The sequence below is a fragment of the Coleofasciculus sp. FACHB-712 genome (assembly GCF_014695635.1).
Classification (GTDB): Bacteria; Cyanobacteriota; Cyanobacteriia; order Cyanobacteriales; family FACHB-T130; genus FACHB-T130.
The window spans coordinates 1-6,566 of record NZ_JACJOQ010000054.1; the positions used below are offsets into that span (position 1 = coordinate 1).

The following is a 6,566-nucleotide window of genomic DNA, read 5'->3' on the forward strand; positions in this document are numbered from 1 at the left end:
GTCCGCAGGCGGGGAGGTTGCCACAAAGTTTTAATCATCTTGCACTCTCTAATTTCCGAGAGGATTATGCAGATAATATCCCATAGAAAATCGAATCTTTCTGTAGCGATCGCCCGCAATGCCAACTTCCTTATGTTCTGCGGTTCCTTCTTCATCCTTCTAAACAGAGGAAAATAGAAACTATCTGCTGTGTTAGATGTTGGAATCTTAGCGATCGCAAGCAGTGGGTAAAATGAGCGATCGCCTTACTGTATAGCAGTTATCCAACACCGCGATCGCTCCAATGCCACAGTATTCTTTCCTACGCTTTAAAAGTCAATACAGGTTTCATCTTTGCCACTACGCTAACCATTTTTTCCTCAACTTGGGCATCAATTACAGGCACAATTGGCTTATACGCTGCGGGTGCTTCTTCGATTCTGCGTTCTTCGCGCAAAGTGATGCAGTCTACTCCCGTTAAACCCAAAGTTGCTTCAGTTTGGTCTGCACCTTGGCGGGTGAGATCGAAACGCGACCGCATCCTTCCCGCACCATGAGAAGCAGAACTTAAAAATTTTGGATTTCCTTTGCCAATCAGCAAGTAAGATGCAGCACCCATCGAACCGGGAATAATCACAGGTTGTCCGGGATGGGCGGGACAAGCACCTTTGCGAGTCACCCATCCAGCACCTTCTTTGAGGGTAATATTATGTGGCAAGTCGTAGACGAGGGGAGCCTCGACATTACCGTAAACTTCCCGCAGGCGCAGGCGCAACAGTTCCGCCAACAGCAACCGATTAATAAAGGCGTAATTAGCAGCAGTCGCCTCAGCTTGCAGGTAACGGGTGACAAGTTCCGGATTTGCTGCAACTGAGAGGGGAAAAAGACCAGATTCAGGGTATTTTGCACCTTTAGCCCATACAGATTTAGCGCGATCGCGCCACATTCCCCCAATATACTTCCCCACGTTGCGCGAACCTGAGTGAATCATAAACGCCAGTTGTCCTTCTCGGACCCCCCAGGCGTAAGCTGTCGCTTTGTCTTCTACCCGTTCCACCACCTGAATTTCGACAAAATGGTTCCCGCCGCCGATGGTAGCTAGTCCACCATCCCGCACTAACCCGTCTTCTGGAATTAGTTCCTCTGGTGCAAACTTGACATCGCCGTTCATGGAACCGCCTAAGTAGACGCGATCGCATTCCGCCGCCAATTGGTCTAAGTCAGACTTGACAATACTACCCATAGGGGAATCTAGCATTGCATCCAACCAGCCAGGAATCCCGTACTGGAACAAGGCACGAGCAGTTTTGGCTGTCATGGTGACATCGCGAGTTCCGAAGAAATAATCGCCTTTCATCAATTCCACGAAGCGATCGCGCTTTGCCAAAAATTCCTCAAGCGACAAGTCTACAACGTGCGATCGCATCCCGCAGTTGATATCCGAACCGACAGCAGCAGGGATTAGCATCCCTTTAGTTTCCAAAATTGAGCCAATAGCAACCCCAGCATCACCAGGATGAAAGTCAGGCGTAGCACAGCACTTGCAAACATGACCCCCGCTAGGATGACGCACATTGGCTAGATTTGCTAGTTGCTTAAGCGCCTTAGCTTCTACGGGAAAATCTTCGGGAAGCAGAACTTCTGCTGCTGGTGCGTCGAGAGAATTATTTAGGCGAACAGAGTAAGTTCTATTTTCGTAACTTACGTCAAGTCCCTCACGGGTCAAAGCCCGGAGGAGTCTATTCAGATTTTTTGGCTGCATGAATAAGTTCCTTTACGGGTCACAGTGTGACCCCAATTTTGTGAAGAGTTTAGGAGACTTCGGTTCAGCAGCCGCAGTCTGGATGCAAAGAAGTTGAAGGCAACATCCTTACCGTAATCCCAAACTTCCATAAAAATCGTAATTTGTCAAGATGCAGATAACTCTTTTTCGCGAACAGACATTTTTTCGTCAATAATAACCGTGTTAAAAAGTCGCGCGATCGCCACCGGATACTACTACTTTTAAGGGAGTGAAACCCGCTCCAGTTCTAGGTCTCAGGTCTTTTGTTAGGCGTTTAAAATAGAAGTAAGGGACAAAATAAACATTCTTCTAAATGAAACTACAATCATCGGTTTTAGTCCATCTAGGATTCGGAAAATACGTGCGCTCCGACCAGGTGACAGCCATTATCCCCATTGAGGAAGAGCGCGGACCGGGGCGGCGAACCTTCGTTCATCTACAGGGGGAAGCTGACCCGATTGTTGCCTCGCGGGCTGAAGACACTATCATTCGTGACTTGGTGCAAGAACCGCGTGAAGTCACCCAAGCGCGTCAACAGCAAGAAATTCTCCAAGATTTATTGGTGGATTTGAGCAACGTTAACTCAACGGTGCGTCGGATTAGCCGTGATGAAGGCGGTCTGGATCTGGAACTGTTGGAACGACGCATCCGCCAAGTTTTAGAAAATTAAGGTCATCGGGAAGGGGCGATCGCGATCGCCCCTGACTTCAGCTCCAAATTGATCAATACGCAGAATCTGACAGTATGCACGCGATCGCAGACAACATTTCCTCACCCGAAGCGCCATCCACTCGTTTGTGGATGCCGGAGCGAGTTTTATTCACACCCGCTGCCTTAGAAGAGCCTTACGGTCAGCAAATACTTTCTCGCGTCCAGTCGCTGAACTTACCCATCGAAGAGTTGCCGCGAAACCGCCTCACTGGTTTGCGTGGCGAGAGCGATCGCGATACCTACAACATTGCTAAGCGTACCCTCGCTGTCGTCACCGCACCGCCTAGTTCCTTCAAACTTAGCCCCATCCCTCCATCGGCTGACTGGCAATTTCACCTCGCTGAAGGTTGTCCCGCACACTGCCAATACTGTTATTTAGCAGGTAGTTTATCAGGGCCACCCGTGATTCGCGTCTTTGCGAACTTGCCGCAGATATTGGAGAATCTAGCAGCTTACGAAGGAAGTGACGCCACAAGTTTTGAGGTTAGCTGTTACACCGATCCCTTAGGCATTGAGCATTTAACCGGCAGCCTTGCAGAATGTATCCGCTACTTTGGGACGCGGACGAACGGACATCTGCGTTGGGTTTCCAAGTTCGATGCGGTGGATGAATTACTCGACTTACCACACAATGGTCACACCCGTTGTCGAATCAGTGTGAATGCCGATCCGGTGTCTCGGCGGTTTGAAGGCGGTACAGCCTCAGTCGCTTCCCGGCTGCAAGCTTTGCGGCGGTTGGCTTTACCTCAATCTTCTAGTGGTGGCGGGTATCCAGTGGGTTTAGTGATTGCACCGATTATGCCGATAGAGGATTGGGAGACCCATTACACTCGTTTGCTTGACTCGATTAGCGAAGCACTCGATTTCGATTGTGACCTGACTTTCGAGTTGATTTCCCACCGCTTCACTCCTGGATCAAAAGAGGTTTTGCAAACTTGGTATCCCCAGTCAAAGCTAGACATGGACGAAGAAACACGCACTGTTAAGCGTAACAAGTTTGGCGGCACCAAGTATGTTTATGACACTGACACGATGAAGACGCTACGGCGCTTTTTTGAAAGTGAGATTACTAAGCGCTTTCCCCAAGGTCGCATTCTCTACTGGACTTAAGATTTGGCGCTAAATCTAATCTTATGAGCTGACCAAAATTACAGGTCAGCTTTTTTATACTTTGAGCGAGTTTGCAAAGGGGGAGAATGCGATCGCTCTGGAGAGCTTATCCAGATAATTCCTGTTTTTCGGCATCTACACCCTTTGCTTTAGCCAATACTACGCGATCGCGCTGACTCACTTATATCTGCGACGAAGGAAAGAAAGCGATCGCTCTACCTTCCCACACCCTTGACACTTTTGTAGCATAATTGTAGTATGAAATTGCCGCACAAGTGGCAAACGTCTTTTCATGGCTCTGGTAAGGCAGAGTATTTGTCCTATGATTCCCCGAACGCGCATCCGTAATATTGGAATTTCTGCTCACATCGACTCTGGTAAAACAACCCTCAGCGAGCGGATTCTGTACTACACGGGCAAAATTTACAAGATTGGCGAAGTTCGGGGAGGTAGCGATCGCGCGACGTTGGACTACATGGAGTTGGAGCAACAAAAAGGCATTACCATCACTTCAGCAGCGACAACTTGCGTATGGAATGATACGCAGATTAACCTGATTGATACTCCGGGACACGTAGACTTCACGATTGAAGTTGAACGTGCATTGCGGGTTCTTGATGGTGCAATTATGGTGCTGTGCGCGGTTGCTGGCGTGCAATCGCAATCTATCACAGTCGATCGGCAGATGAAGCGCTACCGCGTGCCGCGTATTGCCTTCATTAATAAGATGGATCGGACAGGTGCAAATCCATTCCGAGTCGTGCGATCGCTGCGAGAAAAACTAGCTTTGAATCCGGTACTGCTTCAGTATCCTATTGGCAGCGAGGATAAGTTTGAAGGCGTCATTGATTTGATTGATCTGACGGCAAACTATTTTGCTGGAGAAAAAGGCGAAATTCGCGTGATTCAGTCGATTCCCGAACACTTACGGGACGAGGCAAAAGAAGCACGAGAAAAGATGCTCGATCAACTTTCTATGTTCTCCGAACCGATGATGGAGATGCTACTTGAAAGCAAAGAAATTCCCAAAGAAATGATTTGGGAAACCCTGCGTCGGGCAACTTTAAGCTTGCAATTAACGCCAGTTCTGATGGGTTCTGCCTTCAAAAATAAGGGGGTTCAGAACTTATTGGATGCTGTTGCTCTTTATTTGCCGTCTCCAGTGGATAGAGAAGTGGTGAAAGCGATCGCGATTGCGACGAATGAGCCGATTCCTGTCTATCCAGATACCGAAGCCGCACTGGTTGCGTTGGCTTTCAAAATTGCCAAAGATGAGTACGGACAACTGACTTATACCCGCATTTATTCTGGGACGCTGCGCGAGGGACAACGCATCTACAACACTCGCACCAATCAACGGGTGCTAGTGAGCCAAATTGTACGCATGCACGCGAACAAACGCGAGGAGGTCGAAAGTGCCGCCGCTGGGGACATTGTAGCTCTGCTGGGTGTAGACTGCGCTTCTGGCGATACGTTCTGCTCGGAAGGAACCAACCTCTCTTTGGAGGGGATGTTTGTGCCAGAACCCGTGATGACGTTAGCGATCGCGCCCAAGAAACGGGAAGATGCCGCTCAAATGTCAAAAGCGCTCAATCGCTTTACACGGGAAGATCCTACCTTCCGCGTCAGCATCGATCCGGAGTCCAAGGAAACCCTGATTTCGGGGATGGGCGAACTGCATCTAGAAATCTACATCGAACGCATGAAGCGGGAATACAACGCCGAAGTGAACGTCGGTGCGCCAGCAGTCGCTTACCGCGAAACCGTTACCCAGTCGGCAACCTTCGACTACAGGCTCAAGAAGCAAGGCGGCGGTCCCGGTCAGTATGCTCATGTTATCGGTCGGATTGAACCCTGCGAAGAACCGTTTGCCTTCGAGAATCGGGTGGTTGGGGGTGCGATTCCCAAAGAATTCATCCCCGCTTGTGAGAAAGGTTTCCGCGAAGCGATCGCTAGCGGACATCTCATCGGTTATCCGATTGTTGGCGTCAAAGCGATACTAGAAGCGGGTTCCTACCATGCGATTGACTCTTCGGAAATGGCGTTCCGAACTGCGGCAAGTCTTGCACTCAAGCAAGCTTTTGCCAAAGCAACGCCTGTCATCCTCGAACCGATTATGCTCGTGGAAGTGGAGACACCGAACGAGTTTGTCGGGCGAGTGCAGGGCGATCTCTCGTCTCGTCGCGGCATCCTGCTGGGTTCTGAGACGATGGAAAACTACGCCGTCATCCGTGCTGAAGTTCCGTTCGTAGAGATGTTCGGTTATTCTGCACAGTTGCGATCGCTTTCTGCCGGTCAAGCTAACTTCTCAATGGAGTTCGTCTCCAACAAGCCGGTACCTGCCAACCTGCAACAGCAGCTGATGGAAAACGCTGCCCATCTGCGCGGCTAAAACCTTCATCTGAAAATAGGACTAAGAAGTGTTCGCGTAGCGGCACTCTCTTTGCGGACTGAGGACTGAAAATCTAGTTCTCAGTCTTTTCTTTGCACTAATAAAATGGAGTAACACACTCAAGGAGTGCCTGATGAGCCAAACCACTACGGATCGAGTCCGTTGGACAGTTGCCGATCTGGAGTTGTTGCCAGATAACGGGAATCGTTATGAGATTGTGGATGGAGAATTATTTGTGACACGCGCACCACACTGGGGTCATCAAAGGGTATGTAGCAACATTTGTACAGAGTTGAATTTTTGGTCGCGACAGACTGGTTTAGGAGAATCTGTGAGCGGTGCGGGCATCATTTTTACGGATGCTGATAACGTGATTCCTGACGTGGTGTGGGCAAGCAAGGAACGATTAGCTGCGGTGCTAGATGATGCAGGGCATTTAACCGCAGCGCCAGAGTTGGTGATTGAGGTGCTATCTCCTGGCGAGGAGAATGAACGCAGAGATAGACAGGTGAAACTAAAACTCTACGCATCGCAGGGAGCTAGGGAATACTGGATAGTTGATTGGCGTTTGCAGCAAATTCAGATTTATCG

The 6,566-nt window shown here is 49.5% G+C and carries 5 protein-coding genes; 4 read left to right on the plus strand and 1 reads right to left on the minus strand.

Annotated elements, in window-relative coordinates:
* Window positions 1-301: 301 nt before the first annotated feature.
* Window positions 302-1,741 (minus strand): RtcB family protein, encoded by a 1,440-nt coding sequence (locus H6F50_RS01100; RefSeq protein WP_190425371.1) that lies wholly within the window; start codon window positions 1,739-1,741, stop codon window positions 302-304.
* Window positions 1,742-2,075: 334 nt separating this feature from the next.
* Here H6F50_RS01100 and H6F50_RS01105 point away from each other — a divergent pair, with 334 nt between their 5' ends.
* The 4 genes from H6F50_RS01105 to H6F50_RS01120 form a co-directional block, all read left to right on the plus strand.
* Window positions 2,076-2,432 carry a hypothetical protein gene (locus H6F50_RS01105; protein ID WP_190410482.1) on the plus strand — a complete coding sequence of 119 codons (357 nt, stop codon included), beginning with the start codon at window positions 2,076-2,078 and terminating at the stop codon, window positions 2,430-2,432.
* Between the two features lie 74 nt (window positions 2,433-2,506).
* Window positions 2,507-3,583 (plus strand): spore photoproduct lyase family protein, encoded by a 1,077-nt coding sequence (locus H6F50_RS01110; protein WP_190425374.1) that lies wholly within the window; start codon window positions 2,507-2,509, stop codon window positions 3,581-3,583.
* Window positions 3,584-3,905: 322 nt separating this feature from the next.
* Complete coding sequence (gene fusA / locus H6F50_RS01115) at window positions 3,906-5,975, plus strand: elongation factor G (protein ID WP_190425377.1); 2,070 nt, start codon at window positions 3,906-3,908, stop codon at window positions 5,973-5,975.
* A gap of 133 nt (window positions 5,976-6,108) precedes the next feature.
* Window positions 6,109-6,566, plus strand: a 458-nt coding sequence (locus H6F50_RS01120) for a Uma2 family endonuclease (RefSeq protein ID WP_190425380.1), incomplete at its 3' end; no start/stop codon positions are given.

Coding starts and splice junctions, on each gene's coding strand:
- H6F50_RS01100 (WP_190425371.1), bottom strand. CDS start 1,741: ATGCAGCCAAAAAATCTGAATAGACTCCTCCGGGCTTTGACCCGTGAG.
- H6F50_RS01105 (WP_190410482.1), top strand. CDS start 2,076: ATGAAACTACAATCATCGGTTTTAGTCCATCTAGGATTCGGAAAATAC.
- H6F50_RS01110 (WP_190425374.1), top strand. CDS start 2,507: ATGCACGCGATCGCAGACAACATTTCCTCACCCGAAGCGCCATCCACT.
- fusA (WP_190425377.1), top strand. CDS start 3,906: ATGATTCCCCGAACGCGCATCCGTAATATTGGAATTTCTGCTCACATC.